At 71.9% G+C, this 24,582-nt stretch carries 28 protein-coding genes; 8 read left to right on the forward strand and 20 right to left on the reverse strand.

Annotation, left to right across the window (positions count from 1 at the left end; translation table 11 throughout):
* Positions 1 to 2: 2 nt before the first annotated feature.
* From ACQPXG_RS43965 to ACQPXG_RS43985, 5 genes are all read right to left on the reverse strand, one after another.
* Entirely contained in the window at positions 3 to 617 is a 615-nt protein-coding gene (locus ACQPXG_RS43965) for a PaaD-like zinc ribbon domain-containing protein (protein WP_433470164.1), read from the reverse strand.
* Entirely contained in the window at positions 611 to 1,534 is a 924-nt protein-coding gene (paaC, locus tag ACQPXG_RS43970) for a 1,2-phenylacetyl-CoA epoxidase subunit PaaC (protein WP_433465065.1), read from the reverse strand. The genes ACQPXG_RS43965 and paaC overlap by 7 nt, the downstream gene beginning before the upstream one ends.
* 7 nt (positions 1,535 to 1,541) lie before the next feature.
* Complete coding sequence (gene paaB / locus ACQPXG_RS43975; protein ID WP_433465066.1) at positions 1,542 to 1,838, reverse strand: 1,2-phenylacetyl-CoA epoxidase subunit PaaB; 297 nt, start codon at positions 1,836 to 1,838, stop codon at positions 1,542 to 1,544.
* Positions 1,835 to 2,797, reverse strand: coding sequence for a 1,2-phenylacetyl-CoA epoxidase subunit PaaA (gene paaA, locus ACQPXG_RS43980; RefSeq protein ID WP_433465067.1), 963 nt, complete (start codon positions 2,795 to 2,797; stop codon positions 1,835 to 1,837). Before paaA ends, paaB begins: the two co-directional genes overlap by 4 nt.
* Positions 2,798 to 2,910: 113 nt before the next feature.
* Positions 2,911 to 3,411, reverse strand: coding sequence for an Lrp/AsnC family transcriptional regulator (locus ACQPXG_RS43985; protein WP_433465068.1), 501 nt, complete (start codon positions 3,409 to 3,411; stop codon positions 2,911 to 2,913).
* A 120-nt stretch (positions 3,412 to 3,531) separates the two neighbouring features.
* Here ACQPXG_RS43985 and pdhA point away from each other — a divergent pair, with 120 nt between their 5' ends.
* From pdhA to ACQPXG_RS44015, 6 genes are all read left to right on the forward strand, one after another.
* Positions 3,532 to 4,638, forward strand: a complete 1,107-nt coding sequence (gene pdhA, locus ACQPXG_RS43990) for a pyruvate dehydrogenase (acetyl-transferring) E1 component subunit alpha (RefSeq protein WP_433465069.1) — start codon at positions 3,532 to 3,534, stop codon at positions 4,636 to 4,638.
* 1 nt (position 4,639) lies between these two features.
* Positions 4,640 to 5,656 carry an alpha-ketoacid dehydrogenase subunit beta gene (locus ACQPXG_RS43995; protein WP_433465070.1) on the forward strand — a complete coding sequence of 339 codons (1,017 nt, stop codon included), beginning with the start codon at positions 4,640 to 4,642 and terminating at the stop codon, positions 5,654 to 5,656.
* The gene (locus ACQPXG_RS44000; protein ID WP_433465071.1) at positions 5,653 to 6,951 is read left to right on the forward strand and encodes a dihydrolipoamide acetyltransferase family protein; all 1,299 of its coding nucleotides are present in this window, start codon (positions 5,653 to 5,655) and stop codon (positions 6,949 to 6,951) included. Before ACQPXG_RS43995 ends, ACQPXG_RS44000 begins: the two co-directional genes overlap by 4 nt.
* A 140-nt stretch (positions 6,952 to 7,091) precedes the next feature.
* Positions 7,092 to 7,247 carry a hypothetical protein gene (locus ACQPXG_RS44005; RefSeq protein WP_433465072.1) on the forward strand — a complete coding sequence of 52 codons (156 nt, stop codon included), beginning with the start codon at positions 7,092 to 7,094 and terminating at the stop codon, positions 7,245 to 7,247.
* A gap of 40 nt (positions 7,248 to 7,287) precedes the next feature.
* Positions 7,288 to 8,328, forward strand: a complete 1,041-nt coding sequence (locus tag ACQPXG_RS44010; protein WP_433465073.1) for a permease — start codon at positions 7,288 to 7,290, stop codon at positions 8,326 to 8,328.
* Entirely contained in the window at positions 8,325 to 9,038 is a 714-nt protein-coding gene (locus ACQPXG_RS44015; protein ID WP_433465074.1) for a TIGR03943 family putative permease subunit, read from the forward strand. Before ACQPXG_RS44010 ends, ACQPXG_RS44015 begins: the two co-directional genes overlap by 4 nt.
* Before the next feature lie 27 nt (positions 9,039 to 9,065).
* On the opposite strand, the gene ACQPXG_RS44020 is transcribed toward ACQPXG_RS44015, so the two are convergent.
* From ACQPXG_RS44020 to ACQPXG_RS44040, 5 genes are all read right to left on the reverse strand, one after another.
* Positions 9,066 to 10,025: a pectate lyase family protein gene (locus ACQPXG_RS44020; protein ID WP_433465075.1), complete on the reverse strand. Its 960-nt coding sequence runs from the start codon at positions 10,023 to 10,025 to the stop codon at positions 9,066 to 9,068.
* 16 nt (positions 10,026 to 10,041) lie between these two features.
* Entirely contained in the window at positions 10,042 to 11,901 is a 1,860-nt protein-coding gene (locus ACQPXG_RS44025) for a rhamnogalacturonan lyase (protein ID WP_433465076.1), read from the reverse strand.
* Positions 11,902 to 12,024: 123 nt separating this feature from the next.
* Complete coding sequence (locus tag ACQPXG_RS44030) at positions 12,025 to 12,564, reverse strand: SigE family RNA polymerase sigma factor (protein WP_433465077.1); 540 nt, start codon at positions 12,562 to 12,564, stop codon at positions 12,025 to 12,027.
* A 231-nt stretch (positions 12,565 to 12,795) separates the two neighbouring features.
* Positions 12,796 to 13,518 (reverse strand): chitinase, encoded by a 723-nt coding sequence (locus ACQPXG_RS44035; protein WP_433465078.1) that lies wholly within the window; start codon positions 13,516 to 13,518, stop codon positions 12,796 to 12,798.
* Positions 13,518 to 14,039, reverse strand: coding sequence for a lytic polysaccharide monooxygenase auxiliary activity family 9 protein (locus ACQPXG_RS44040; RefSeq protein WP_433465079.1), 522 nt, complete (start codon positions 14,037 to 14,039; stop codon positions 13,518 to 13,520). The genes ACQPXG_RS44035 and ACQPXG_RS44040 overlap by 1 nt, the downstream gene beginning before the upstream one ends.
* A 363-nt stretch (positions 14,040 to 14,402) precedes the next feature.
* Between ACQPXG_RS44040 and ACQPXG_RS44045 the strand changes: the two genes are divergently transcribed.
* Positions 14,403 to 16,007, forward strand: coding sequence for a GMC family oxidoreductase (locus ACQPXG_RS44045; RefSeq protein ID WP_433465080.1), 1,605 nt, complete (start codon positions 14,403 to 14,405; stop codon positions 16,005 to 16,007).
* A gap of 18 nt (positions 16,008 to 16,025) precedes the next feature.
* On the opposite strand, the gene ACQPXG_RS44050 is transcribed toward ACQPXG_RS44045, so the two are convergent.
* The 8 genes from ACQPXG_RS44050 to ACQPXG_RS44085 all read right to left on the reverse strand — a co-directional run bounded on the left by ACQPXG_RS44050 (position 16,026) and on the right by ACQPXG_RS44085 (position 23,063).
* Positions 16,026 to 16,373 (reverse strand): phosphatase domain-containing protein, encoded by a 348-nt coding sequence (locus ACQPXG_RS44050; RefSeq protein WP_433465081.1) that lies wholly within the window; start codon positions 16,371 to 16,373, stop codon positions 16,026 to 16,028.
* A gap of 137 nt (positions 16,374 to 16,510) precedes the next feature.
* On the reverse strand, positions 16,511 to 17,065 hold the full coding sequence (locus ACQPXG_RS44055; RefSeq protein WP_433465082.1) for a CGNR zinc finger domain-containing protein: 555 nt from the start codon (positions 17,063 to 17,065) through the stop codon (positions 16,511 to 16,513).
* Between the two features lie 37 nt (positions 17,066 to 17,102).
* Positions 17,103 to 19,601 (reverse strand): ATP-dependent Clp protease ATP-binding subunit, encoded by a 2,499-nt coding sequence (locus ACQPXG_RS44060; protein WP_433465083.1) that lies wholly within the window; start codon positions 19,599 to 19,601, stop codon positions 17,103 to 17,105.
* Between the two features lie 113 nt (positions 19,602 to 19,714).
* The gene (locus ACQPXG_RS44065; RefSeq protein WP_433465084.1) at positions 19,715 to 20,662 is read right to left on the reverse strand and encodes a TIGR01777 family oxidoreductase; all 948 of its coding nucleotides are present in this window, start codon (positions 20,660 to 20,662) and stop codon (positions 19,715 to 19,717) included.
* Between the two features lie 129 nt (positions 20,663 to 20,791).
* Positions 20,792 to 21,442, reverse strand: coding sequence for a DUF4360 domain-containing protein (locus tag ACQPXG_RS44070; protein ID WP_433465085.1), 651 nt, complete (start codon positions 21,440 to 21,442; stop codon positions 20,792 to 20,794).
* 36 nt (positions 21,443 to 21,478) lie between these two features.
* Positions 21,479 to 22,129 (reverse strand): DUF4360 domain-containing protein, encoded by a 651-nt coding sequence (locus ACQPXG_RS44075; protein WP_433465086.1) that lies wholly within the window; start codon positions 22,127 to 22,129, stop codon positions 21,479 to 21,481.
* 266 nt (positions 22,130 to 22,395) lie between these two features.
* Positions 22,396 to 22,752: a DUF488 domain-containing protein gene (locus tag ACQPXG_RS44080; protein WP_433465087.1), complete on the reverse strand. Its 357-nt coding sequence runs from the start codon at positions 22,750 to 22,752 to the stop codon at positions 22,396 to 22,398.
* 50 nt (positions 22,753 to 22,802) lie between these two features.
* Entirely contained in the window at positions 22,803 to 23,063 is a 261-nt protein-coding gene (locus ACQPXG_RS44085; protein ID WP_433465088.1) for a hypothetical protein, read from the reverse strand.
* Positions 23,064 to 23,146: 83 nt separating this feature from the next.
* Here ACQPXG_RS44085 and ACQPXG_RS44090 point away from each other — a divergent pair, with 83 nt between their 5' ends.
* A complete protein-coding gene (locus ACQPXG_RS44090; RefSeq protein WP_433465089.1) occupies positions 23,147 to 23,344 on the forward strand; it encodes a hypothetical protein in 198 nt (65 codons plus the stop codon).
* A gap of 64 nt (positions 23,345 to 23,408) precedes the next feature.
* Here ACQPXG_RS44090 and ACQPXG_RS44095 read toward each other — a convergent pair whose 3' ends face one another.
* The gene (locus ACQPXG_RS44095) at positions 23,409 to 24,209 is read right to left on the reverse strand and encodes a hypothetical protein (RefSeq protein ID WP_433465090.1); all 801 of its coding nucleotides are present in this window, start codon (positions 24,207 to 24,209) and stop codon (positions 23,409 to 23,411) included.
* 8 nt (positions 24,210 to 24,217) lie between these two features.
* On the reverse strand, positions 24,218 to 24,466 hold the full coding sequence (locus tag ACQPXG_RS44100; RefSeq protein WP_433465091.1) for a hypothetical protein: 249 nt from the start codon (positions 24,464 to 24,466) through the stop codon (positions 24,218 to 24,220).
* Between the last annotated feature and the right edge of the window lie 116 nt (positions 24,467 to 24,582).

Here is a 24,582-nt window from a genome sequence, read left to right on the forward strand (position 1 = left end):
CCTCAGATCTCCTTGACGTGCTCGAACGGTTCGAGGCAGCCGGTGCAGGTGTAGAGGGCCTTGCAGGCGGTGGCGCCGAACTCCGAGGTCAGCCGGGTGGACGCCGAGCCGCAGCGCGGGCAGCGCGGGGCGAGCCGGACCGGGCCGAGCACGAGCCCCACCGGGCGGCCGCTCGCCGGGCCGGTTCCCGGAGCGGAGCTCCGGCGGAGCGGAGGGAGCCGGCCCGGCTGCTCTTGCCGGGGGGTGTGGGGGGTCGTCCCCCCACTGGAGACCGGGCCGGGCGGCGACAGCCCGGCCTCCCGCAGGGCGGCCCGGCCGCGCTCGGAGATCCAGTCGCTCGACCAGGGCGGGTCGAGCACGACGCGCACCTCCACGTGCGGGAACCCGGCGTCGTTCAGCCGGTGGACGAGGTCGTCGCGCATGGTCGCCATGGCCGGGCAGCCGGTGTAGGTGGGGGTGATGTGGGCGATGACGACATCGCCGTCCGGCCGCGGGTCGACATCGACGCCGCGCAGGACGCCGAGGTCCGCGAGGGTGAGCATCGGCATCTCGGGGTCGCGCACCTGCCCGGCGGCCTGCCCCGCTAGCCGGACCGCGCGTTCCCGGGCGGTCACCAGCGCCCGCTCGGGTGGGCCCGCGCGACCACCTGCATCTCGGCGAGCAGCGCGGTGAAGGCTTCGGTGTGCAGGCCGTCACGACCGCCCGATCCGGCCTGCGCGGCATCGTCGGGACGGTCGACACCGCTCACTGCGAGGACCTGGCCGAGGACGGCGTCCACCTCGTCGCGGAGCGACGCGGGGTCGACGCCGACCCCCGCCAGTGCGAGGGACCGTTCGAGCGGGTGCGCGGAGACGAGCTCGGTCAGCAGCGGCCACAGGGCGTCGAGGGCCGTGACGAGCCTGCGCCTGGACTCCGCGGTCCCCTGTGCCAGGGTGAGGAACCAGCGGCCCGCCCAGTCACGGTGGTAGGCCACCTCCTTGACACCCTTGGCCGCGACCGCCGCCAGCACCGTGTCGGCACTGGAACGGAGCCGTTCGAGCAGCGCGAGCCGGGCCACCGAGAACAGCAGCAGCCGGACGACGACGTGCGCGAAGTCGCCGTTCGGCACTTCGGCGAGGCGCACATTGCGGAACCGCCCGGCGTCGCGGAAGAAGGCGAGGGCGTCCTCGGCGGGCACGGGCGAGCCCCCGGGCAGGGCCGGTACCGCGCCGGGATCCGCGGCGGCCGCCCGTGCGAGGAGGAGCCGCGCCTGCCCGAGGAGGTCGAGCGCCATGTTCGCCAGCGCGATGTCCTCTTCGAGGTCGGGGGCGCGGCTGCACCACTCCGACAGCCGCTGCGACATGATCAGGGCGTCGTCGCCGAGCATGAGGCAGTACGCGGCGAGTTCGGCGTGGTCGGCGCCGTCCGGAACCGTCGTGTCGACACCGGCAAGCGGGTCCTCGAAGTCGGTGCCGAACGCCCACTGGGAGGAGTCTCCGCCGATCAGGCCGTCGAAGACGCTGCCCTGCCCATCGCTCACGGGGTCGTGGCTCATGGTGTCCTCACATGTGCGGGACGTTCTCGGGGATCTCGTAGAACGTCGGGTGCCGGTAGACCTTGTCGCCGTTCGGCGCGAACAGGGGGTCCTTCTCGTCCGGGCTGGACGCCGTGATCGCGTCGGACCGGACGACCCAGATGCTCACGCCCTCGTTGCGCCGGGTGTAGACGTCGCGTGCGTGCCGCAGGGCCATCGCGTCGTCCGGGGCGTGCAGCGATCCGACGTGGACGTGGTTGAGCCCGCGCTTGCCGCGGACGAACACCTCGTACAGCGGCCACTCCCGCCGGTCGTCGGCGCTCATCGGGCACCCGCAGTCGCCGAACGGTTCGCGAAGGCCGTGGCCGCCTCGCGCACCCAGGCGCCGTCCTCGTGCGCGGCGCGGCGATGGGCGAGCCGCTGGGCGTTGCACGGCCCGTCCCCGCGGATGACGGCGGCGAGCTCGTCCCAGTCGGGCTCACCGAAGTCGTAGTGGCCGCGTTCCTCGTTCCAGCGGAGGTCCGGATCCGGCAGCGTCACCCCGAGCGCCTCGGCCTGCGGGACGGTCATGTCGACGAACTTCTGGCGCAGCTCGTCGTTGGAGTTGCGCTTGACCCCCCACGCCATCGACCGCTCGCTGTTCGGGGACCGCACGTCCGGCGGGCCGAACATCATCAGGGACGGCCACCAGAACCGGTCGACCGACTCCTGGACCATGGCGCGCTGGTCATCGGTGCCGCGCATCATCGTCATCAGCAGTTCGTAGCCCTGCCGCTGGTGGAAGGACTCCTCCTTGCAGATGCGGATCATGGCGCGGCCGTAGGGGCCGTAGGAGGTGCGGCACAGCGGGACCTGGTTGCAGATCGCGGCGCCGTCGACGAGCCAGCCGATCGTTCCGACGTCGGCGTAGGACGGGGTCGGGTAGTTGAAGATCGAGGAGTACTTCTGCCTGCCGCTCAGCAGCAGCTCGGTCAGCTCGGCGCGGGAGATCCCGAGGGTCTCGCACGCCGAGTAGAGGTACAGGCCGTGCCCGGCCTCGTCCTGCACCTTGGCCAGCAGGATCGCCTTGCGGCGCAGCGACGGGGCGCGGCCGATCCAGGCGCCCTCGGGCTGCATGCCGATGATCTCCGAGTGCGCGTGCTGGGCGATCTGGCGCACGAGCGTCCTGCGGTAGGCGTCCGGCATCCAGTCCCGGGGCTCGATGCGGTCGTGCCGCGCGATGGTCGCGTCGAACGCGGCCTGCAGCCGTTCCTCCGGCGCGGGCTCGGCGGGGGTCGTCGTCATCGTCCCTCCGGACGTCCGGCTCATTTACTGATCGTTCGGTAAGTAATACCGTCGCACGAGACGGCCCGTCCGCGCAACAGGGCCGCGGTGCCGGGCAGGCCGGGTGATCAGGCTCAGCCGGCGGGCTCCGCGCCGCGTCCCCTGGACTCCTCGAACACCAGCCACGTGCGGGTGCCGCGGACTCCGGGGATGTCCTGGACGCACTCCAGCACCACGTGCCTGAGCGCCGTGTTGTCCGGTGCCCTGACCAGGACGAGGATGTCGTAGTCGCCGCCCACCATCGCGAAGTGCTCGACGTAGGGGATGTCCCGGAGCCTGGCCGACACCGCCCGCCAGGTGTTCTGCTCGATGGTGACCGAGATGTACGCGCTGGTGCCGAGGCCCGCCTTCTGGTGTGACACCTCGGCCGTGAAACCGGTGATCACTCCGTCGCCGGTCAGCCGGGTGAGCCGGGCGTAGGCGTTGGCGCGGGAGACGTGCACGCGCTCGGCGAGGGTGCGCACCGACATCCGGCCGTCGCGGCGCAGCTCGGCGATGATCGCGCGGTCCACGTCGTCCAGCCGGGTGGCAGAACGTCCCGGCGGGCCGGGCTCCGGACCCTCCTCGGAAGACATTCGATCCCCTTCGCATCCACCAGGAAGCCATTCGTCGCTCATTGTGCCCGACATCTTGAACGTATGGTCACCCGCGCGGACGCTTGGCTTGTCATGCGTCCAGAGAAAGCGAGCGGCGCCATGTCCGTGCGGACATCTCACCCGGCGGTCGACGATCTTCTGCCCGCGGCGGTGCCCGTGCGCTTCGTCACCGCCGACGGCACGGCCGTCGAACCGCCCGGCGGCTACTCCGCGCCCCCGGACGAGCGGCTGGTCGAGGCGTACCGGCGCATGGTCCTCGGACGCCGCTTCGACCGCCAGGCGACCGCGCTCACCAAACAGGGCCGGCTCGCCGTGTACCCGTCCAGCCGCGGGCAGGAGGCGTGCCAGATCGCCGGCGTGCTCGCGCTCCGCGACGACGACTGGCTGTTCCCCACCTACCGGGACTCGGTGGCGCTGGTGTCCCGCGGCCTCGATCCCGTCGAGGTGCTCACGCTGCTGCAGGGCGGCTGGCACTGCGGTTACGACCCGGCGGCCAGCCGCGTCGCGCCGCAGTGCACGCCGCTGGCCACCCAGACCATCCACGCGGTCGGCATGGCCGACGCCCTGCGCCGCAAGGGCGAGGACGCCGTCGTGATGGCCTTCATCGGCGACGGCGGCACCAGCGAGGGCGACTTCCACGAGGCGCTCAACTACGCCGCGGTCCTGAAGACCCCCGTCGTGTTCTTCGTGCAGAACAACAAGTACGCGATCTCCGTGCCGCTGGCCAAGCAGACCGCCGCGCCGGCCCTCGCGTACAAGGGGATCGGCTACGGCGTCCGCTCCGAGCAGGTGGACGGCAACGACCTCGTCGCGGTGCTGTCCGTCCTGACCGCCGCCGTGGAGCACGCGCGGGCCGGACACGGGCCGTTCCTGGTCGAGGCGCACACGTACCGCATGGACGCGCACACCAACGCCGACGACGCCACCCGGTACCGGCAGGCCGGGGAGGTCGAGGAGTGGGAGTCGGCCGATCCCCTCGCCCGCCTGGAGACCTACCTGCGCGGCCGGGCGCTCCTCACCGACGAGGACGTCGCCTCGGCACAGGAGGCCGGCGAGGAGTTCGCCTCCCGGCTCCGCGACCAGATGAACGCCGACGGGGAGACGAACCCGTTCGAGTTGTTCGACCACGTCTTCGCCGAGCCCACCGCCCAGTTGCGCGAGCAGCGGGCGCTGCTCGCGTCCGAGCTGACCGCCGCGGAGGACTGACATGACCGCGTTGACGATGGCGCAGGCCCTGAACACCGCGCTGCGGGACGCGCTGCGCGACGACGAGCGGGTCCTGGTCTTCGGCGAGGACGTGGGCCCGCTGGGCGGGGTCTTCCGCGTCACCGACGGGCTGACCGGGGAGTTCGGCGAGGACCGGTGCTTCGACACCCCGCTCGCCGAAGCGGGGATCGTGGGCCTCGCCGTCGGCATGGCCATGGGCGGTTTCCGCCCGGTGGTGGAGATGCAGTTCGACGCCTTCGCCTACCCGGCGTTCGAGCAGATCGCCTCGCACGTGGCCAAGATGCGCAACCGCACCCGCGGCCGGGTGGCGCTGCCGATGGTGATCCGCATCCCGTACGCGGGCGGCATCGGCGGCGTCGAGCACCACTGCGACTCCAGCGAGGCGTACTACGCCCACACCCCGGGCCTGAAGGTCGTCACGCCCGCGACCCCGGACGACGCGTACCACCTGCTCCGCGAGGCCATCGAGGACCCCGATCCGGTCGTCTTCATGGAACCGAAGCGGCTGTACTGGGCCAAGGGCGAGGTCTCGTTCGGCGACCGGCGAGCCGCCCGGTTCGGGCGGGCGGCGGTACGGCGCACGGGATCGGACGCGACACTGGTCGCCTACGGGCCCAGCGTCCCGGTGGCGCTCCAGGCCGCCGAGGCCGCGGAGCAGGACGGCATCTCCCTCGAAGTGCTCGACCTCCGGACGATCGTCCCGTTCGACGACGCCACCGTCGTCTCCTCGGTGCGCAAGACGGGCCGCTGCGTGGTGGTCCAGGAGGCCCAGGGATTCGCGGGCGTGGGCGCGGAGATCGCGGCGCGCGTCCAGGAACGCTGCTTCCATTCGCTGGCCGCTCCCGTGCTGCGGGTGACCGGGTTCGACATCCCCTACCCGCCGCCGAAGCTGGAGCACTCGCACCTGCCGGACGTGGACCGGATCCTCGACGCCGTCGACCGGCTCCAGTTCGACGACGAGCCCGACGTCCTGCACTTGGCCAGGGAGGCGTCTTGACGGCGACCGACGTGGTGCAGGTGTTCCGCCTGCCCGACCTTGGCGAAGGCCTGACCGAGGCCGAGATCGTCGAATGGAAGGTCGCCGTCGGCGACGTCGTGGCGGTCGACCAAGTCGTGGTGGAGGTCGAGACCGCGAAGGCGGCCGTGGAGGTTCCGGTCCCCTACGCAGGGACCGTGCTGGAACTGCACGCGGAGACGGGTGCCGTCCTCGGGGTGGGCGAACCCCTCATCGCGGTCGGCACGGCGGACGCCCCGGGCGAGGGCCCAGCGGACGTGGACCCCGCTGCGGCCCGCTACCGCGAAGAGGAACAGGCCGGTTCCGGCAACGTCCTGATCGGCTACGGCACCGGCCCCGCGTCCGGGTCGCGCCGGCGGCGCCGCGGCGGGAAGGCCGCCGCTCCGGCTCTCGTGCCCGCGCCACGGCGCGCGCCCCGCGTGATCTCCCCGCTCGTCCGCAGGATCGCCCGCGAGCACGGGGTGGACCTCGCCGCCGTCACCCCCACGGGACCCCACGGCGTGATCCTCCGCCGCGACGTCGAACAGGCCGCCGCCGGTCACGACCCGCGCCCGGAGGCGCCGATCCCGGCCGCCTCCGAACCGACCACGGAGCGCATCCCGCTGCGCGGGCTGCGGCGGGCGGTGGCCGACAAGATGAGCCGCAGCCGCAGCGAGATCCCCGACGCCACGACCTGGGTGGACGTCGACGCCACCGGCCTGCTCGAAGCGAGGGACGCGCTCCGGCGGGCGCTCCCCGATCTCGGCGTCGGCCTGCTCGCCCTGCTGGCCCGCATCTGCGTCGAGGGACTGCGGCGGTTCCCCGAGCTGAACTCCTCGGTGGACGCCGGGCGCGCCGAGATCGTCCGGTACGGGCACGTCAACCTCGGTTTCGCCGCGCAGACCGACCGGGGCCTCGTCGTGCCGGTGGTCCGGGACGCGCACCTGATGACGACCGCGCGGCTCGCCGCGGAACTGGCCCGGCTCACCGGCCTCGCCCGCTCGGGCAGGCTGCCGCCCGAGGCGCTCACCGGGGGAACGTTCACCCTCAACAACTACGGGGTCTTCGGCGTGGACGGATCCACTCCGATCATCAACCATCCGGAGGCGGCGCTCCTCGGCGTCGGCCGCGTCATCGACCGTCCCTGGGTGCACGGCGGCGCGGTCGTGCCGCGCAAGGTCGCCCAGCTGTCCCTGACCTTCGACCACCGGGTCTGCGACGGGGGCACCGCGGGCGGTTTCCTGCGCTACGTGGCCGACTGCGTGGAGAGCCCCGCCGTCCTCCTCGCGCACACCTGACGACCGGCCGGCCGGTCAGACCGTGACGACGCGGCCGTCCGCGCCTGCCGCTATCCGCCGGCCGGCACCCGCAGCTACGGCCCGATGTGCTCGGGGCTGCGGGTCGGCCCCCGTCCCGCCGAGGCGGACGCGGCGGTGGCGTGCCTGGTGATGATCGAGACCGCCGGGGTCCACTGCCCGACGGCGCCACCGCCGCCATCCGGCTGGCCGAGGGCTTCACCGTCGCCACCGTCGCCTCCGACCTGGTCCATCTGGAGAAGGCCGCGGCCGCCCACCTCGACGCCGCCCGGGGCTGATCCGGCGACCGGTGATCCGCGAGCGCCGGCACCTGGAACGATGGCGGGCATGAGTGATCGTGCCGGCCTGGGGTTGGCCGAGGACGAACTGCTGCCTCCCGCCGACTGGGGACGCCGCGGAGGATCGGCGCCGGGCACCCGCGCCGTGCTGCTGTTCGGCGTGCTCGCGGCGGGGCTGGTGCTGGGCCGGATCTGGGTGGCGCCGGGCATCGACGCGCGGGCGCTGGACGCGTGGGCCACGGTCTTCGTGGCGGTGTGCGTGCAGGCGCTGCCGTTCCTGGTCTTCGGGGTCGCGCTGTCGGCCGCGATCACCGCGTTCGTCCCGGCGTCGGTGTGGCGGCGGGTGCTGCCGCGCCGGCCGGCCGCGGCGGTGCCGGTCGCGGGCGCGATGGGGGCGGTCCTGCCGGGGTGCGAGTGCGCGTCGGTGCCGGTCGCGGGCGGGCTGATGGCGCGCGGGGTGGTGCCCGCCGCCGCACTCACGTTCCTGCTCGCCGCCCCCGCGATCAACCCGGTCGTGCTGGTCGCCACCGCGGTCGCGTTCCCGGGGCGGCCGGAGATGGTCGCGGGACGGTTCGCCGCGTCCCTGCTGGTCGCGGTGCTGGCCGGGTGGGCGTGGCTGCTGCTGGGCAAGGGCGACTGGATCAGGGTTCCGTCCCGGCCGCACGCGCACGGGACGGCCGGCCGGCTGGAGGCGTTCCGGCAGGCCATGCGGCACGACATCATGCACGCCGGGGGGTTCCTCGTGGTGGGCGCCGTCGGGGCCGCGACCATCAACGCGGTGGTGCCCTCCGGGTGGGTGTCGGCAGTGGCGGGAAACCCTTGGGCGTCGGTCCTCCTGCTCGCGCTGCTGGCCGTGCTGATGTCCATCTGCTCGGAGGCCGACGCGTTCGTGGCGGCCAGCCTGTCGCAGTTCTCCACCACCGCGCGGCTCACGTTCCTGGTGGTGGGGCCGATGGTGGACCTGAAACTGATCGCCCTGCAGGCGGGCTTCTTCGGACGCCGGTTCGCGGTCCGGTTCGTCCCGATGACGTTCTGCCTGGCGGTGGGCGTCAGCGCGCTGGTGGGAGGGCTCCTCTCGTGAGCAAGGCCGCGCAGAACCTGCTGCTCGTCCTTGTCGGCGCCGCGATTCTGTGGACGACGCTGGGCAGCGGCGAGTACGTCAACTACGTGCGGCCCGGCTTCCGGTATCCGCTGGTGGCCGCTGCCGTGGCGCTGCTGGTGCTGGGCACCGCCGGCCTCCGCCGGGAGTGGCGGGACGCCGGCGACGACGACGAGCACTCCCACGGACCGCGGGTGGCGTGGCTGCTCTGCCTGCCTGTACTCGCGATCTTCGTGATCGCGCCGCCCGCGCTCGGCTCGTTCACCGCGTCCCGCGACACCGGCCGCACGGCGCCGCCGCCCGCCCCGGCCGAAGGCTTCGCGCCCCTGCCGCGGACCGGGGCGCCCGTCTCGATGAGCATGGGCGAGTTCATCGGCCGCGCCTACGAGGCGCAGACGGGCGCCCCTGCCGCTTTCGAGGGCGTCCCGGTGCGGCTGACGGGCTTCGTCACCCCGGCCGGGAAGGGCGATCGCGGCTGGCGGGTCACCCGGCTCAAGGTCGCCTGCTGCGCGGGCGACGCCGTCCCGTTCCCGGTGATCGTGCGCGGTCTGCCGCGTCCGCCCGCCGACTCCTGGGTTCAGGTCGTGGGCGTCTGGGAGCCGCCCGCGACCGGCCGCGGGGCGACGGTCGTCCAGGCCCTGCGCGGCCGGTCCCTCCAGCGGATCGGCAGGCCCGGCAACCCTTACGAGTGACCGGGCCGCCGAGCGAGCGTCGCCTGATCAGATGTGGCCCACCCCGGCGCCCGCGGTGACGGTCGCCTTCACGGTGCTGTTGGCCTCGGGGGTGTAGGAGTACGGGATCGCCGCGACGGATCCGGGATTGCGGGTGACCGGCGTCCCCGAGTTGACGAGGTAGTTGTTCAGGACCTTGATGTTGCCCTCGTCGGACGACCCCTCCTGCAGTGAGGTGGGCCGCTCGACGTTCTCGAAGTAGTTGCGCTCGACGTAGACGCCCGCGTTCTCTGTGGACGCGACGCCGTAGCTGCCGATGTTGCTGTAGTAGTTGTTCAGCACATGCACCGGGTTCGCGAACCGGACGCGCGGGTGGCGCTGGTTCGTCCCGTCGAACCAGTTGTGCACGTAGGTGACACGCAGATGCCCGAGGTCCTCGCCCGCGTTGTCGTCGCTGTGGCCGAGCAGGGCGGTCTTGTCATGGTCGTGGTAACGGTTCCACGACACCGTGACGAAGTCGGACCCGCGCTTTATGTCGGTCAGGCCGTCGTGGCCGTTGGACAGGTCGTTGTGGTCGATCCACACGTTCGTCGAGTACTGGACGTTGATCGCGTCGTCGCTCGCGCCGGTGAACGTCAGGTTCCGGATGATGACGTTCCTGACCTGGGAGACGTTGAGCCCGCCGCCGGTGATGCGGCCGGACGTCCCGACGCCGATGATCGTCTTGTTCGACGCCACCTTCTGCATGCCCGACACCGAGATCGTGCCGGTGATCCGGATGACGTACGGGGTGCTCGACGTCGCGTAGGTGTTGAGCTGGGACGCGCTCGTCGCGGTCACGGTGGTCCCGGCGGCGCCGCCGGTGGTTCCGCCGTTCATGCTCGCGTACCCGACGGGGGTGGACTCGGCCGCGGCGGCGGGACGGGCCTGGATCGCGGCGCCGGTACCTGCGGCGGCCGCGGCGAAGGCGACGGCGAGCGTTCCGATGAGCAGGGGTTTGGTGGACATGCGGGGTTCCTCCTCGTCACCGCACGTAGATCTGCGGCTGGGGTGGGGTGGACATGCCGTTCCCGAGGAAGAAGCTCGGGTACGGCGGCTGGTTGTAGGCGGTGTTCTGCCAGGCCAGAGCGGTCCGGTACTGGACGTCGTGCAGCAGCGTGTAGAGCTTCCGGTCGGTGACCTCCCTGGTCGTGTGGATGCGGAGCGCGGTGTTGCCGGTGGTCGGCCAGACGACCTCCTCGCGCCAGTCGCCGAACAGGTCGCCGGACAGCGACGGGACGGACTTGGTGCCGTTGTTCGAGTGCACGCCCGAGGCAGTCAGGAGCCGGGTGTCGCCGGACGTGCCGTACTTGTCGATGTGGGTTCCGTCCAGCAGCTCGCGCACCGGGTCGGCGTCCCACCAGGCAAGGAAGTTCATGGAGGACGGTTTGCGGCCCGCGTTGTTGCCGGTGACGCTGCGCAGCTCGGAGACGGCGGCCGACCAGAATTCAGCGCCGGGTCGTCCGGTCCAGATGTCGCCGGCGACGCCGCGGCCGTTGTCGCAGCAGGCGGACGTGGACCAGAGGACCTGCCCGTTGTGCGGGTCGATGTACAGGGACGACGGCTGGCCGGACGACTCGCTGACCTTGAAGTACTCCAGCCCGGGGCGGGCCGGGTCGAAGTCGCCGAGGTGCTGGGCGTCGCCGTGGCCGGTGCGGGTCGTCCACAGGCCGTAGCCGTTGTCGTCGACCGTCATGGCGCCGTAGACGATCTCGTCCCGGCCGTCCTCGTCGATGTCGCCGACGGACAGGCTGTGCGAACCCTGCCCGTCGAAGCCCCGGCCGGTGTTGGTGGAGCTGTTGGTGTCGAACGTCCAGCGGCGGGTGAAGCGGCCGTCCCGCCAGTCCCAGGCGGCTATCACGGTGCGGGTGTAGTAGCCCCGCGCCATGATCAGGCTCGGACGCTGTCCGTCGAGGTAGGCGGTTCCGGCCAGGAAGCGGTCGACGCGGTTGCCGTACGAGTCGCCCCAGGACGAGACGTTGCCGCGCGGCGGCACGTAGTCGACGGTCTGCAGCGCGGCGCCCGTCCGGCCGTCGAACATGGTGAGGTACTCGGGGCCGCTGAGGACGTATCCGCTGGAGTTGCGGTAATCGGCGGACGCGTTGCCGATGACCTTTCCGGTTCCGTCCACGGTGGCGTCCGCGGTCTTCATGGCGACCTCGGCGCGGCCGTCGCCGTCGTAGTCGTACACCTGGAACTGGGTGTAGTGCTGACCGGCGCGGATGTTGCGGCCGAGGTCGAGGCGCCACAGCCGGGTACCGTCCAGCCGGTAGGCGTCAACGTAGACGTCGCTTGTGTAGCCGCTCTGCGAGTTGTCCTTGGAGTCGGACGGGTCCCACTTGAGGACGAACTCCAGGCGTCCGTCGCCGTCGAGGTCCGCCACGCTCGCGTCGTTGGCGCTGTAGTTCGACCCGGGCGGCTGGATGGGCACGTCCAGGTATCCGTCGCCGAACCGCAGCGAGGGCTCGGACGGCGTTCCTTCACCGCCGTTCACGATCGGCCGCACGGTGTACGACGCGTCGGCGGGTGCTCCGTTGTCCCAGTAGTTGGTCGAGCCGGTGACCGTGGCGACGCGGGTCGTCCCCCGGTACAGGGCGAACGTGGCGGCGGGCGGGTCGGTGCCGAGAAGCCGCCAGCCGACGTAGTTGCCGCCGCCCGACCGGACGCTGATCAGGCCGCGGTCGAGGTCTTCGGCCTGCCGCGCGGCGGCTGCCCGGTGCGCCACCGCGACCTGACGCCCGGCGGGCACCGTGACGCCGGGCAGGGTCAGGGCGATCGCGGCGGCGACGGCCAGGGCCGGCAGGAGCCGGGGCCCGCGTGCGGCCCGGCGGGGTGTCGATCTCACAGGCGACTCCGTGGGGATCGGCCGGGGCGGGGGCCGGCACCGTCCTGGGAAAGGCTTTTCCCACTAGTCGCCGCCCGGCCCCGGAAGGTTGCCGCCGGCCTTGACGGCCCCGTCGACGGCTGGTCAGCCGTGCCGGTCGTCGAGCGCCTTCGCCAGTTCGGCGGCGCCCTTGGAGGTCTGGCTCTTCACGGTGCCCACCGCGACGCCGAGGAAGTGCGCCGTCTCCTTCTCGGACATGTCGAAGGCGAGCCGCAGGACGACGCAGGCCCGCTTCCGGTTCGGCAGCCGCTGGAGCGCGGCGCGCATGTCGACGACCGCCGGGACGTCCGGGGCGGGGATCCGGTCGTCCGACATGGCGCCGAGCCGGGCGGCCTTGTCGCGCTCGCGCACCAGCGCGCGGATCCGGCTCCGCGACATGTTGACGACCATCCGGCGCACATAGGCGAGGGGCTGGTCGGCGGCGCGCACCCGGTCCCAGCGCTGCCAGGCGGCCGTCATGGCGTCCGCCGCCAGGTCGTCGGCACCGTCCGGATCGCCCAGCATCAGGAAGGCCAGCCGGGCGAGGTCGCGGTGGTGCCGCAGGAAGAAGCGATGGAACTCGGTGCGTGCGGTCTCGGTCGGCGGACCTGATTGGGAGCGCTCCCAGTCCTGCTTCGGAAGCATCGTCACCGCCTTCACGGGGGAGCTCAGCCGAGCGAACCCGTGGCGGCGGCCCGGCTCCGACGCGCTCAGAAAGCGCTTTCTAGCGAAAGTACGGACGCCCACCGCCCCCGTCAACAACCCTTTCACCGCGTCAGCCCGCGCCCCCGCCGGAGCGGGAACGACGGCGGACGACCCGCGCGCGGGGTGGCCGGCGCGGGTCGTCGCTTGGGTGATCGGGTGGATCGGGCGTCGTCAGCAGGTCAGGTTGCCGCCTGCGGGGACGCCGAGGATCTGGGTGAACCGCTGGTAGGCGTTCACCCGGCTCTGCACCTGGGCGGGGTTCCTGCCGTCGCATTCCAGGCTGCCGTTGATGCTGCGGATCGTCTCGCCGAACCCGCGGCCGTTGACCATCGCGCTGTGCCCGGTCATGGTTCCCGGGCCGTTCTGGGTCATCCAGTACCAGAGCCCGGTCTTCCACGCCACCGACGCGTCCCGTTCCACGAGCCACGGGTTGTTCAGCAGGTCGAGACCGAGAGCGTCGCCCGCCGCCTTGTAGTTGAAGTTCCAGCTCAGCTGGATCGGACCGCGGCCGTAGTAGGCGGCCTGCCCTGCAGGACACCCGTAGGGCTGGCTCGCGTCGCAGTAGTGCGGGTAGTTCCCGGTGTTCTGCTCGACGATGTACACGAGCCCGCCGGTCTCATGGCTGACGTTGGCCAGGAAGGCCGCCGCCTCCTGCTTCTTCACGGTGTCGCCGCCGGTGTTCGCGAACCCCGGGAAGGACGCCATGGCGGTGGTCAGCCCGCTGTAGCTGTAGAACGAGTTCCGGCTGGGGAACATCTGGCCGAACTGCGACTCGCTCACCACGAAAGCGACGGCGGAGGCCGGCGCCGTCGGCAGGACGGCCGACAGCATCCCTGCCGCGAGCGCCAGGGCACCGAGGAGCGCGGGGATCCTTCTCACTTTGCGGCCCGCCATCACTGCACCTGCAGGTCGATGCAGGCGTAGAACGCGTTGGCCGTGTCGGCGATGTTCCAGACGGCCAGGACCTTCTGCCGGCCGGACACGCCACCGAGGTCGACGGTGTGGGAGACGCTTTCCGGCGGCTGCTGGTCGTGTCCGTCGACCACCGCGACGCGGCGGCCGCCGACGTAGTACTCGTAGTTCTGGGTGCGGTGCCTGGCGGTGAACGTCCAGGTGAAGGTCACGGTGTTGCCGACGGTGGTGGCCCGCCAGCCCTTGCCGTCGTCGTCGAGCTCGGCGAACCGCGCGTTTCCGCCGCTGCAGCTCTGCAGGCCCTTCGGTCCTTCGACGCTCTGCGGCTCCCACTGGATGGAGCCGCATTGGACGATCTTCTGTGCGCACTGGGCCTGCCGGCTCATCGGGGCCGACACGTAACCGTGGGCCCAGGCCGAGGTCGCCGGCAGTACCACGGCGACGAGGGGAGCGATTCCGAGGCTCGCCGTGATCACGGCGAGCCTGCGCCTTGCTTTCTTCATGCGGGGGGTCCTTGCGTGCTGGGGTGGTCGTTTTCCGTCGCGGCGGAGAGCACGCCGCACGGAACCGATGGCGGGGAGCGGGAGCGGGGCATCGGAACTCCATCAGATAGGAAACTTTCCTATCGGATTCACCCGACGCTAACTCCCCCGCCAACCCCGCGCAAGACCCAGAGGGCCTCCTGGTTCCGGTCATTGGGACTTGGGCGGGTGCGGGGTGCTGGGGGCTTTTACGATCGGCGCACCCAACTTGTCGCCTGACCGGTGGGAGCGACCGCGGCCGGCCGGGAGGGCGAGACCGAACGGGCCAGGCGCGGGCCCTCATGAGCGGCCGCCTCGACACGGGGCGGCCGCTGGGAGGAACACATGGACCAGACCGCTGATTACGTCGTGGTGGGCGCCGGGAGCGCCGGGTGCGTGCTGGCGAAGCGACTGGCCGAGTCGGGGGCGAGCGTCGTGCTGGTCGAGGCGGGCGGGCCGGACCGGACGCGGCTGGTGCGCAAGCCCGGGCTGATCGCCGTCTTCCACAACGTCCCGCAGCTGAAGAAGCGGCTGGACTGGGGGTTCTACAGCGCTCCGCAGAAGAACGCGCTCGACCGGAAGATCCCGCAGGTCAGGGGGCGTGTTCTCGGCGGGTCCGGGTCGATCAACGGGATGCTGTTCGTGCGGGGCCACCGCAAGAACTACGACGACTGGGCCGCCGAGGGCTGCGCGGGATGGGCCTTCGACGACGTCCTCGACAGCTACAAGCGACTGGAGAACTGGGAGGACGGCGCCACCGACCTTCGGGGCGCGGGCGGCCCGATCCAGGTGACCCGGCAGAAGGACCTCACGCCGGCGTCGGAGGCGTTCATCGAGGCGGTGGCCGAGACCGTCGGTGTGAAGCGCAACGACGACTACAACGGCGCCGAGCAGGAGGGCGTCGGGATCTTCCAGCAGAGCGTCGCGGACGGGCTGCGTTACAGCTCGTCCGTCGGCTACCTGGACGACCACGGCCTGGCGAACCTGTCGGTCCTGACGAACGTGACCGTGGGGCGTGTGGTGATCGACAAGGGCCGGGCCACAGGCGTCGAGGTCGTCTCCAAGCAGGGCAAGGGGACGATCCGGGCGTCCAAGGAGGTCGTCCTGGCGGCCGGGGCGTTCGGTTCGCCGCATCTGCTGATGCTGTCCGGCGTGGGCCCGGCCGCGCATCTGCGGGAGCACGGCATCGAGGTGCGCGCCGACCTTCCCGTCGGGGACAACCTGCACGACCACATGTTCCTGCCGATGACCTTCGTCATGGACACGGCCCGCAACAAGGGCACGGCGCCCTACTTCGCCAAGGGCGTCGCCAAGGAGTGGATCAGGGGCGGGACGTGGGTGGCCCGCACCGTGTTCGAAGCGGTCGGGTTCGTCCGCAGCGGCAAGGCGGGTGCCGTGCCCGACATCCAGTTGCACGCACTGCCGTGGTCGTACCCGTTCCCGAACCAGGACGCGCCGGTGCGGCACGCCGTCGACAAGCGGCCCGCGCTCACGATCATGCCGACGCTGATCTATCCGAAGAGCCGCGGCACGGTCCGGCTGGGCTCCGCCGACCCGTCCGCGCCGCCCGTCATCGACCCCGGCTACCTCACCGACCCGGACGACGCGCGGCTGCTGCTGGACGGCGTCGAACTCGTCCGCGAGGTGATGGCCAGCAAGATCATCGCCGGGCAGGTGACGGAGGAGCTGTCACCGGGACCGGAGTACCCGGACCGCGCCGCGATGGCCAAGGAGCTGCCGAACCGCGCGACGACCGTCTACCACCCCGTCGGGTCCTGCCGGATGGGGACGGACGAGCGGGCCGTGGTCGATCCGGAGCTGCGGGTCCGCGGCATCGAGGGGCTCCGCGTCGCGGACGCCTCGATCATGCCGAGCATCATCGGCGGGAACACCAACGCCCCGAGCATGATGATCGGCGAGCACGGCGCGAAGCTGATCCTCGGCGGGTGATGGGCGGCCCGGCCGAGGTCACGCCGGGAAGGCGGTCACCCAGCGGCGCTGCCAGGGGGTCTCCACGGCCCGCGGATGGTGGTGCTCGCGCGTCCAGGCGACGGCGTCGGACGGGTCCAGGCCGGACAGGACGGCGAGGCACGCGATGACGGTGCCGGTGCGTCCGACGCCGCCCCCGCAGGCGACCTCGGCCGAGGCGCCCGAGCGGGCGCGCTCGTGCAGGGCGCGGATCTGCCGGATGGCCTCGTCCCGATCCCGGGGCAGTAGGAAGTCGGGCCAGACGATCCACGCGGACGGCCAGCGCAGATCCGGTTCGTGCCGGCGGCGGAGGCGGGCGGATCCCAGGTAGAGGCCGAAGTCGGGCACGGGCCCTTCCGGCAGGGGGTTGCGTAGGCCGCGGCCCCGGATCGGGGTCCCGTCCGGCAGTTGGAGGGCACCGCTGAGCGTCGTCGTCTTCCCGAGGGGGGACGACCCCCCACACCCCCCGGTGCGGCTCCGCCGCTTCATTGGGTCACCGTCCGGCGGCGCGCGCGGTGGTTGGCGACGTTGAGGCGGTTGCCGCACAAGTCGGGCATGCAGTACCGGCGGCGCCCGGCACGGCTGGCGTCGGCGAACACGCCGCCGCAGCCGGGGGCGGCGCAGGGCCGGAAGCGTTCGTGCCCGAGCGCCCGGACGAGGCCGAGCAGCGCGACACCGATGACGGCGGCCAGTTCGCCGACGAGGGACGCGTCCCGGACCGTCGGGACGTACCACTGCCATCGACCGGACGGATCCCGGCGCAGGACGGGCGCGAGCCCGGCGTGTCCCGCCAGCAGCTCGGCGCTCGCCACCGCCTCCTCCGCGGTCCCGGTCTCCATGACGGCGCGCACCTCGCGGCGGAGGAGGCGGACCTTGTGGACGTCCTCGGCGTCCGGCGTCCGGAAGCCGAGCGGCGGGAGGAGGCCCGCCAGTGCGGCGGGGTCGGGAAGCGCCTCGCCGCCCCGCACGCCCGGCGCCGTGCTGACCAGTTCGTTCGCGACCTCGACCCCCGTCGCGTAGTCGGCGATCGGTATGTGCACACGTCCTCCTGTAAGAGTTATAGGAGGACTGTAGCCCTTACTTGGCAGTGACGTCGAACTGGAGGCCGCCATTCCCCGCGGAGACATCGACGTGCCCGCCGTGCCCCAGGTCGCCGGAGAGCAGCAGGTCGGAGAGCCGGTCGTCCACCTCGCGCTGGATCGTGCGGCGCAGCGGCCGGGCGCCGAACTCGGGCTGGTGGCCGCGCTCGGCGAGCAGGTCCACGGCCTCGGCACTGAAGGTGACCGTGACGTCCTGCGCGCGGAGGCGGCGGCGCGTCTCGTCCAGGAGAAGGTCGGTGATCTGGCGGAGTTGGCCGGCCTCCAGCCGCCGGAAGACGATGATCTCGTCGATCCGGTTGAGGAACTCGGGCCGGAACGACTCGCGCAGCCGCCGCATGATCCGGTCGCTGAGCGCGGAGCCGGCGCCGCCGGACGTGCCGAACCCGATCTCGGTGGTGCCGGTGATCAGCTCGGAGCCGAGGTTGCTCGTCATGATCACGACGGTGTTGCGGAAGTCGACGGTGCGTCCCTGCGCGTCGGTGAGCCGCCCGTCGTCGAGCAGCTGGAGCAGGACGTTGAACACGTCCTGGTGCGCCTTCTCGATCTCGTCCAGCAGGATCACCGAGTACGGCTGGCGGCGGACGGCGTCGGTGAGCTGCCCGGCCTCCTCGTAGCCGACGTATCCGGGCGGCGCGCCCATCAGGCGGCTGACGGTGTGCCGCTCCTGGAACTCGCTCATGTCGAACCGGACCAGCCGGTCGCGGCTGCCGAACAGCGCCTCGGCCAGCGCCTTCGCGAGCTCGGTCTTGCCGACGCCGGTCGGGCCGAGGAACAGGAACCCGCCGATCGGGCGGTCGGGGTCGCCCATCCCGGCGCGGGACCGCCGGACGGCCCGGGCCACCGCCGCCACCGCGTCCTCCTGCCCGACCACCCGCTGGTGCAGGTGCTCTTCGAGGTTGGCCAGCCGTTCCCGTTCGGCCTGGGTGAGCTGGGTGACGGGGACGCCGGAGATCCGGGAGACGACCTCGGCGATGTCCTCGGTGGTCACCTCGGGAACCGTGGCGGGCCCGCCGTTCTCGCGCGTCTCGGCGAGGTCCTTCTCCAGCCGGACGATCTCGTCGCGCAGCTCGGACGCCTTCTCGTAGTCCTCGTCCGCGACGGCCTGGTCCTTCTCGCGGCGCCGCCGGTCGAGGCGGTCCTCCAGCTCGCGGCGGCCGCCGTCGCGCGTCCCGGACCGCAGCCGGACGCGGGCGCCGGCCTGGTCGATGAGGTCGATCGCCTTGTCCGGCAGGAACCGGTCGGTGAGGTAGCGGCTGGACAGGTCGACGGCGGCGGCGAGGGCCTCGTCGGTGAACCGCACCTGGTGGTGCGCCTCGTACCGGTCGCGGAGGCCGTGCAGGATCTCGATGCTGTCGTCGACGCTCGGCTCCGGCACCAGGATCGGCTGGAAGCGGCGTTCCAGCGCGGCGTCCTTCTCGATGTTGCGGCGGTACTCGTCGATGGTGGTCGCGCCGACCACGTGGAGCTCGCCGCGCGCCAGGGGCGGCTTCAGCATGTTGCCGGCGGACATCGCGCCCTCCGCGCCGCCCGCCCCCACGATGGTGTGGATCTCGTCGATGAACACGACGAGTTCGTCGGCGTGCTCGCGGATCTCGTCGACGACCTTCTTCAGCCGCTCCTCGAAGTCGCCCCGGTACCGGGTTCCGGCGACCACGCCGCCCAGGTCGAGCTGGACGATCCGCTTGCGGCGCAGGGTCTCCGGGACGTTGTCGTCCACGATCCGCTGCGCCAGCCCTTCGGCGATCGCGGTCTTGCCGACCCCGGGGTCCCCGATCAGCACGGGGTTGTTCTTGGTGCGGCGCGAGAGGACCTCGACCGTCTCCTCGATCTCGTCCTCGCGCCCGATCACGGGATCGATGCGGCCCTCCCGGGCGAGGGCGGTCAGGTCGCGGCCGAACTCGTCCAGCGTGGGCGTGCCGGTCGGCTGGCCGCCGCCGGGGCCGCTCGGCGGCTGGCCACCGCCGGCCGCCGCCTGCTGGAGCGAGTCCGGCGTCACGTGCTCGTGGTCCAGGATGCGTCCCGCGCTGGACCCGCGGTCGAGCGCCAGCGCGAACAGCAGGTGCTCGGGCCCGATGTAGGACGACCCGAGCGCCCGCGACACCTGGTGCGAGTCGAGCAGCGCGCGCTTGGCGGACGGCGTCAGCTCGGGCGGGACGTCCCGCGGCTCGCCCCGCCGCGCATGGTCCTCGATCTCTTCCCTGATCTTGTCGGGGTCGGCGCCGGCCCGTGCCATCCAGTGCCGCGTCCCCTGCTGGCGGGTCGCCGCCCACAGCAGGTGATCGGTGTCCAGGTCCACGCTGCCCCACTGCGCCGCCTGCGCGGCCGCGTCCCGCACCAGCTCGCGCGCGGGCTCGCTCATCAGCCGCGCGATGCTGATCCGTTCCATCGGGCGCCGGTGCGCCCGCGCGCCGAAGAAGCGGGCGAGCATCTCCTCGAACGGGTCCGGCCCTCCGGGCCCGTACCACCCCGCGGTCATCTTCGAAACCCCCCGGTCATCGAAGGTCACGTCACACAACGGTCAGGGACCTGCCCGTGCAGGACCCCTGGAAACCCTGCGGCACACCGTGAGCGCGCTCACGTCCCCTCAGCTCAGCGGCGGCTTCGGCGGGCGCGGCGCACCAGGTCGCCGGCGGCCTCCGGCCAGTGCGGGTGGTGGAAGGAGAAGCCCGCGTCGAGGAGGCGGCCGGGGACGACGCGGCGGCTCTTCAGCAGGAGTTCGGTGTCGGAGCGGATGGCGAGCGCGCCGAGTTCCGCCATCCAGGCGGTCGCGGGCACGCCCACCGGGGTGCCCCACGCGGCGCGCAGCGCCCGCATGAACGGGCGGTGCGGCAGGGGGTTCGGGGCGGCGAGGTTCACCGGCCCGGCGATGTCGTCCCGGGCCACGAGGAACTCGATCGCGCGGACGAAGTCGTGGTCGTGGATCCACGACACGTACTGCGCGCCGCCCGCGACCGGGCCGCCGAGGCCGAGCCGCGCCAGCCAGGACAGGACGTCGAAGACGCCGCCGCGGTCAGGGCTCATAACCATGGCGGCGCGCAGGGCGACCTTGCGGGTGGACGGCGTGCGCACCTCCTGCTGCGCGCGCTCCCAGTTCTTCGCGATCTTGACGCTGTAGGCCCAGTAGCCCGGGACTCCGGGCTCCGCGCCGCCGAGCACGCCGGTCGCCTCGTCGTTGGGCGCGTCGTAGCGGTGGGCGTAGATGGTGGCGGTGCTCATCTGCAGCCAGACCCCGGGCGGGCGCGCGGCGGCCGCGATCGCCGCGCCCACCGCCTCGGCCGAATGCACGCGGGAGTCCATCATCGCCTGGAGATTCGCGGGCGTGTAGCGGCAGCTGACGCTCCGCCCCGCCAGGTTGATCACGACGTCGCTGCCGTCGATCGCCGCCGCCCAGGGGCCCGGGGTCCGGCCGTCCCAGGCGATCTCGCGCTCGCCCGTCGGCCTCCTGGTCACCACCACGACCTCATGGCCCGCGGCGGTGAGGGCGCGGTTCAGAACCGTGCCGACCTGCCCGGTACCCCCGGGAATCACAATCTTCATCGGCCCCACCCCCGGCTCGTGGCGGCCACCCTAGCGCAGAATCTTGAACACGTTCAAATTTGCGAGTACGTGAGGCCGGGCCGCGTCCCCCTGGGTGGGACGCGGCCCGGCGGTGTGGGCGGGGTCGGGTCAGGCGGGGCACTTCTTCCACGCGAAGTGGTACGTCGTCTTGACGCTTCCGTCCGTGGAGTCGAAGGTCATGAAGCTCGTCTGCGCCGCGTCCGAGGTGCCCTTGTAGACGCGGAGCTCTGTGTTGATGTTGAAGTTGCGGTCCTCGCCGCACGGCTTGAAGACGAGCTCGGAGACGTCCGTCCGGTCGGAGAACTGCCAGTTGTCGGAGTAGCCGCCGCGGAGCGTGTGGCTGACCGGCGTCGTCTGCGCCATGCCCTGGTGATAGTAGTTCGCCTTCTCCATGCCGGTCGCCCCCTCCGCCAGGTGCGCGAAGCCCCGGTAGTCGGCACCGGCGATGGCGTACGTGAAGCCCTGCGGAACGTGCACGGCCAGGTTGATCTGGCAGTTCTTCCGGAAGTCCGTCGGGTCGGAGTTCCCGCCGGTCTGGGCCAGGTAGTCGCTGTAGGTCACGGTGAACGAGGTGTTGTCGCTCGCCGTCGCCACCGCGGCCGTCCCGGCGTGGCAGCCCGACCCGTTCACGGTGAGGACGTCGATGACGATCCGGTCGGGCGGCGGCGGGTCCGCCGGCGCGGCGGAAGCGGGGGCGGCGGACAGCGGCAGCGCCAGGGCGGCCAGGCAGGCCGCCGAAACGGTCAGTCCCGTGCGCATCGATCATTCTCCTTTACTGTGGGGCCAGGGCCGGCATTACCGCGGAGGGCACTGCTTCCAGGCGAAGTGATACGTGGTCTTGATGCTGCCGTCGGTGGAGTCCATGGACATGAAGCTGGTCTTCGCAGGGTCCGAGGTTCCCTTGAGCACCCGCAGTTCGGTGTTGACGTTGAAATTGCGCTCCTCGCCGCACGGCTTGTAGACGAGTTGCGCGACGTCATTGGTGTCGGTGAACTGCCAGTTGTCGGCGTAGGCGCCCTTCAGGTTGTGCGAGACGGCGGCGGTCTGCGGCATTCCCTGGAAGTAGTAGCTCGCCTTCTCGATGCCGCCGGCGCCCGGCTCCAGGTAGGCGAAGCCGCGGTAGTCGGTGGACGCGATCGCGTAGGTGAACCCCTGCGGGACGTGCACCTTCATGCTGATCTGGCAGTTCTTCCGGAAGTCGGTCGGGCCGGAGGAACCGCCGGTCTGGGCCATGTAGTCGCTGTAGGTGACGGTGAACGCCTCCTTGTCGTCCGACACGGCGACGGCGGCCGTCCCGGCCGGGCAGCCCGACCCGTTGACGGTCGCGATCTCGATCGTCAAGCCGTCCGGGCCGTGCGCCCGGAGCGGGGCGGCGGACGCGGGCACGGCGGTCACCGCGATCCCGGCAATTGCAGCGGCAGCGGAAACGGCAATCCCTTTACGCATGCGATTCCTCCTCGCTGGACCTGCGCAAAGGGAGCGTAAACTTCGCCGGTCAGCGGGTCAATCGCCGCTTTTCAACATTTCCGGATCGAGAGAAAACAACGAAACGAACTCTTCCGCGGCATTGAACAGCGCTAATGGAACGTCCAATGATCAGGACGGTGGAAAGGATCGTTCCATCCAGTGGTCCGGTGAATTCAAGCGGCCTGTACAGGACACGTAGAAACCCCGGCCGCGCTCGACCGGCGCGACCGGGGGACGGCGCGACGTCAGCCGGAGTCGCGGAGGCGGGCGGCGAGGACGGCGGCCTGGCTGTGGTCGACGTCCTTGGTCGCGGTGAGAAGGGTGACGGTGCCCTGGCCGGCGAGTTCCCGCAGGCGGCCGAACGCGGACGCGCGCTCGGGCTCGGCCAGTTCGGCGTCGTAGCGGCGGATGAACTCCTCGAACCTGTCGACGTCGTGCCCGTACCACTTGCGCAGCTCGGTCGACGGGGCGGCGTCCTTCTCCCACTCGTCCAGGCGCGCCTTGTCCTTGGACAGGCCCCGTGGCCACACGCGGTCGACCAGGATCCGCTTCCCGTCGTCGGACGAGGCCGGCTCGTACACCCTCCGCAGTCGTACGTCCATGCACCGACGTATACCCTCCCCGCTGAACTCACGCGGCCCGGGTCGTGTACTCAGGGACCGGAACGACGGCTCCCGCCGAAACCCGATGCCGCCGGAGGCGTGGTGGTGGTGCTTCGGGTGGCGAACTCGGTGGCGGCGGTACGGCGGGCGAACTCGCCGGCGAGGGCGCGGCCGAGGACGTCGTCCTCGGGGCGGTGGCGTTCCAGGTACTCCAGTGCCTCGGCGAGTTCGGCGGCGGTCAGCCGCCGGACCGGCTTCCCGGTCCAGGGCGCGGGGCCGGGCGGCGGTGCGGCGCGCGGTTCTGTGTTCACGGCGGGGCCTTTCATTTCTCCGGTGCCGGCAACGGGCGGCGCGGCGGAATGTGCCGCATTCGGTTCGCGAATAGAATCGCGGTGTGCATTGGTGGAGCCAGCAGGCCAGCGACGCGGCCGCGGAGGCGCAGGCCGCCGATCCCTCGCCGGGAAACCTCATGGCCGCAGCCCAGGTGCAGGCGCTCGTCTCTATGGCGGAGGCGCTGCACCGCATCGCGGCGGCCCTGGAGCAGCGGGACGAGGCCGACGTTGTCCCGCCATTGTTCGTCCGGCCTAAGTAGCGGCCGTCCCAGCGCAAATACCGGTGCGCCCGGATAGGGGGACGCACCGGTATTTCACGGGGTGTCAGGCATCGCTGAACGATTTGCGTTCCGTTCTGCCGTTCGTGCTCGCGGCGAGGCGGGAGGTCTTGGCGGCGGACGGGCGCACCGGCATGGTCTCCAGCGGGTGGTCGTGCTCGGACTGCGGCGCGGCCGGGCGGTCGCCGCGCTCGGCGGGGCGGGGGTCGTCGCGGGGACGGTCCCGCAGCCGCCGCGCCGCCTGGCGCAGGGCACGCTCGCCGACGAGCCGCGTCAGCTCCAGCCCCCAGCAGTCCAGCTTGTCGGCGTCGGTGAGGTCGTCGCGGCCGCTCAACTCGGCCGCGAGGCCGCCGAGGCGCTGCGCCTCGGACAGGTCGAACTCGCGCATGAGGTGGCAGCACAGCTCGGCGAGGGCCGCGTGGTCGCGTTCGAACGACAGCCCCGACAGGTCGTTGTGCGACAGCCGGCTGAGGGCGCGCTTGCGCTCCAGCTCGCCGTCGGCGATCCGCAGGATGCCGTTGAGGAGGGCGACGGGGCCGGTGCCTGCGGCCCTGCTCTGCGCGGGGCCGAACGACATCCGCAGCAGCGCCGCGGAGCCGAGCCCGGCGGCGATCACCCGGACGACCATGAGGCTCGCCGGGGGTGTGGCCGGGGGCAGCCCGAACGTCCAGCCGGTGGCGGTCACCGCGATCAGCGCGACGATGGAGGCGCTGGCGTTGACGAAGACGAACAGCAGGCCGCCCGGGGACAGCAGGGCGGAGACGGGCTTGTCGCGGTAGCGCGCGACGACTTCGGCGAGGCCGATCGCGCCGCCGATCAGGGCGGCGAGGAGCATCTCGATGGTCATGACTTCCTTTACGCGCTGCGGGCGGTCAGCCGGCCGAACGGGGACTCCTCGGTCCTGCCGCGCCGCGCCAGCAGGGGGGCGGGGCGCTGCCGGGCCGCGAGCTCGGTGCGCTCGACCTCCAGAAAGACCAGCAGCCATTCGGTGGGGCCGGCGGCGACCCCGGTGTGCGTGCGCAGCGCCTGCTCGCGGGCGCCGAGAAAGGCCAGCAGCCACCCGGTGGGCCCGGACGCCCCGGCGGCTCGAATTCGTGAATCCATGGGGGAGACCATTTCGCAGCCGGGCCCCGAAGTCGACTTCCGCCGGGTCAAGTTTTCCGGCCCGGGTGCCGGAACGACCATTTGCCGTCAGGTCGGGAACGTCCGCCGGACACCGC

Source organism: Spirillospora sp. CA-128828 (genome assembly GCF_050945415.1).
In the GTDB taxonomy this organism is placed as follows: Bacteria; Actinomycetota; Actinomycetes; order Streptosporangiales; family Streptosporangiaceae; genus Spirillospora.

Excerpts from the sequence above, each read along its gene's own strand:
- paaC (WP_433465065.1), bottom strand. The coding sequence starts at position 1,534 with ATGAGCCACGACCCCGTGAGCGATGGGCAGGGCAGCGTCTTCGACGGC.
- paaB (WP_433465066.1), bottom strand. The coding sequence starts at position 1,838 with ATGAGCGCCGACGACCGGCGGGAGTGGCCGCTGTACGAGGTGTTCGTC.
- paaA (WP_433465067.1), bottom strand. The coding sequence starts at position 2,797 with ATGACGACGACCCCCGCCGAGCCCGCGCCGGAGGAACGGCTGCAGGCC.
- ACQPXG_RS43985 (WP_433465068.1), bottom strand. The coding sequence starts at position 3,411 with ATGTCTTCCGAGGAGGGTCCGGAGCCCGGCCCGCCGGGACGTTCTGCC.
- pdhA (WP_433465069.1), top strand. The coding sequence starts at position 3,532 with ATGTCCGTGCGGACATCTCACCCGGCGGTCGACGATCTTCTGCCCGCG.
- ACQPXG_RS43995 (WP_433465070.1), top strand. The coding sequence starts at position 4,640 with ATGACCGCGTTGACGATGGCGCAGGCCCTGAACACCGCGCTGCGGGAC.
- ACQPXG_RS44010 (WP_433465073.1), top strand. The coding sequence starts at position 7,288 with ATGGCGGGCATGAGTGATCGTGCCGGCCTGGGGTTGGCCGAGGACGAA.
- ACQPXG_RS44020 (WP_433465075.1), bottom strand. The coding sequence starts at position 10,025 with ATGTCCACCAAACCCCTGCTCATCGGAACGCTCGCCGTCGCCTTCGCC.
- ACQPXG_RS44030 (WP_433465077.1), bottom strand. The coding sequence starts at position 12,564 with ATGCTTCCGAAGCAGGACTGGGAGCGCTCCCAATCAGGTCCGCCGACC.
- ACQPXG_RS44035 (WP_433465078.1), bottom strand. The coding sequence starts at position 13,518 with ATGGCGGGCCGCAAAGTGAGAAGGATCCCCGCGCTCCTCGGTGCCCTG.
- ACQPXG_RS44040 (WP_433465079.1), bottom strand. The coding sequence starts at position 14,039 with ATGAAGAAAGCAAGGCGCAGGCTCGCCGTGATCACGGCGAGCCTCGGA.
- ACQPXG_RS44045 (WP_433465080.1), top strand. The coding sequence starts at position 14,403 with ATGGACCAGACCGCTGATTACGTCGTGGTGGGCGCCGGGAGCGCCGGG.
- ACQPXG_RS44060 (WP_433465083.1), bottom strand. The coding sequence starts at position 19,601 with ATGACCGCGGGGTGGTACGGGCCCGGAGGGCCGGACCCGTTCGAGGAG.
- ACQPXG_RS44065 (WP_433465084.1), bottom strand. The coding sequence starts at position 20,662 with ATGAAGATTGTGATTCCCGGGGGTACCGGGCAGGTCGGCACGGTTCTG.
- ACQPXG_RS44070 (WP_433465085.1), bottom strand. The coding sequence starts at position 21,442 with ATGCGCACGGGACTGACCGTTTCGGCGGCCTGCCTGGCCGCCCTGGCG.
- ACQPXG_RS44075 (WP_433465086.1), bottom strand. The coding sequence starts at position 22,129 with ATGCGTAAAGGGATTGCCGTTTCCGCTGCCGCTGCAATTGCCGGGATC.
- ACQPXG_RS44080 (WP_433465087.1), bottom strand. The coding sequence starts at position 22,752 with ATGGACGTACGACTGCGGAGGGTGTACGAGCCGGCCTCGTCCGACGAC.
- ACQPXG_RS44095 (WP_433465090.1), bottom strand. The coding sequence starts at position 24,209 with ATGACCATCGAGATGCTCCTCGCCGCCCTGATCGGCGGCGCGATCGGC.
- ACQPXG_RS44100 (WP_433465091.1), bottom strand. The coding sequence starts at position 24,466 with ATGGATTCACGAATTCGAGCCGCCGGGGCGTCCGGGCCCACCGGGTGG.